The 2,099-nt window shown below is 59.2% G+C and carries 2 protein-coding genes; both read left to right on the plus strand.

Annotated features, from left to right (window positions below):
* The first annotated feature begins 281 nt into the window (after positions 1 to 281).
* Positions 282 to 1,742: an extracellular catalytic domain type 1 short-chain-length polyhydroxyalkanoate depolymerase gene (locus EIK79_RS17710; RefSeq protein WP_124957125.1), complete on the plus strand. Its 1,461-nt coding sequence runs from the start codon at positions 282 to 284 to the stop codon at positions 1,740 to 1,742.
* Positions 1,743 to 1,878: 136 nt separating this feature from the next.
* Positions 1,879 to 2,099: IS200/IS605 family transposase (tnpA, locus tag EIK79_RS17715; RefSeq protein WP_124957127.1), on the plus strand; the 221-nt coding region annotated here is incomplete at its 3' end.

Raw genomic sequence — 2,099 nt, forward strand, 5'->3', positions numbered from 1 at the left:
CGCCACGCTCACAATTGCAGACCGCTACCTCAGCAGAGAGAGCTGTTCCAGAGAAGACACGAATAGCGATGACTCGGCTGAGGATGGGGAGCCTTTGACCGCTCCACAAGACAGCCAAGACGATGCTGCCACCTAGCAGATGACGCTTGGAACGTATGCGTCTTGAAACCTTAGGGTTGGTTCGACTGGCCCGAAATCCTATGGTGGGATTCACGCGACTTTAGGCGCGGGAGGAGGTCAATAAAACTCTCACCAGCCAGTATATTGGTGTGCGATAACTAATGACAACCAGCCGTCGTCGTTCCTCACGTACAGAACCGAGCAGACGCACAGTCTTGAAATCGATCGGCGTCGTGGCTACCGGGCTGGTAGGCGCGAGCGCCGTTCCGAACGCGCGGGCTGCGGACGGTTCGTACACGCGCCACACCTACAACGGACTCGAATACACGAAATACGTCCCCAACAGCGTGGACGACAGCACGGCGGTTCCGCTGGTGGTCATGCTGCACGGCTGTGCACAAACCGCCGACGATTTCGCGGACGGAACGGGGATGAACGAGGTGGCCGACGAGAACGATTTCATCGTTTGTTACCCCGAACAGTCCACGTCCCGCCATTACAACCGATGCTGGCAGTGGTTCAACGACGCGAACACGACGCGAGACCGGGGCGAAGCGGCGATCATCGCGGGGATGGTCGGGGAGATAACAGCGAACCACACCATCGACGGGGATGCGGTGTACGTCGCCGGACTGTCAGCGGGCGGCGCGATGGTTCCCAACTTGGCCGTCGAGTACGCCGACGTGTTCTCGGGTGCCGGCATCCACTCGGGATTACAGTACGACGCGGCCGAAGACCAGATCAGTGGGGTGACAGCGATGACCCAGTGTAGCCCGAAAGATCCCCAAGAAGCGGGAACGAGCGCCTACGACCGGATGGAGGAGTTCGACATCACCACCGTGCTGCCGACGATCGTCTTCCATGGCACGGACGACGCTACGGTCGCTCCGTGTAACGGCGAGCAGGCGACCGAGCAAGCGATACAAACCAACGACCTCGCCCACAACGGGAGCGACGATGACGCGATCGATGGAGAGGCAGATAAGACGTACTCGGACTGCTCTGCTCCGAACTGCGCCACCGTCTCGGAGTACCACGATTCAACCGGTCAGAGCCTCATTGAGCACTGGTTGGTCAGCAACATGGGACACGCGTGGTCGGGGGGCACCCCCTCGGGTTCGTACACCGATCCGGACGGACCGGACGCCTCGCGGGAGATGTGGGCATTCTTCACTAGTACGGATCACGGCGACGGTCCCGAAGACGGCGCGCCCGTAGCAGACGGGTCGGCCACGCCGAATCCGGCAGCACTAGGCGAATCGATCACCTTCGACGCCACCGGCGCTTCCGACGATGGCTCGATCGAAGCGTACGAGTGGGACTTCGACGACGGAACATCCGCGACCGGAGAGACCGTTACACACAGCTACGACGTGACCGGTAAAAAGACCGTAACGCTGACAGTGACCGATAATGATGGAAAAACCGACACCGACACCGTTGCGGTCGAAATCATCGAGGAGGGGTTCGACGGTTACTGTGGCGTTAATGACAACTACTCACACGTCCGAGCCGAGCGGGCGTGGACCGATGGGACCAACGCCTACGCGGTAGGGTCCGACGAGAACATGGGGCTGTACAACACCTTCGAGACGACCCGGTTGAAAGAAACGTCTCTTTAAACAGCGAGAGAATCCCGCCGTTCACGGCGGGCGTGAATCGCGTAAGCTTCATTCCACAAACCACGTCGAAAGCCGTCTGAATACCCCACGGAGTAACGTTTAATACAATTGGTCCCCTTGAATACGATGAGGCCAAATGAAGTACAACCTCCAAACCGGGTCGCACACGGTCTACGCACTCCAATATCACTTTGTGACCGTCACGAAGTACCGCGCAACCGTTCTCACCAACGACATTTGCGAACGTATCGGTGAGATAGCGAACGACCTCTCGGAGGACTTCGGCGTCTCGATACAGAGCGTCAACGGCGGACAAGACCACGTTCACGTTCTGTTCACCGCGAAGCCGACGACCGA

The sequence above is a fragment of the Halocatena pleomorpha genome, assembly GCF_003862495.1.
In the GTDB taxonomy this organism is placed as follows: Archaea; Halobacteriota; Halobacteria; order Halobacteriales; family Haloarculaceae; genus Halocatena; species Halocatena pleomorpha.

Coding starts and splice junctions, on each gene's coding strand:
- EIK79_RS17710 (WP_124957125.1), top strand. CDS start 282: ATGACAACCAGCCGTCGTCGTTCCTCACGTACAGAACCGAGCAGACGC.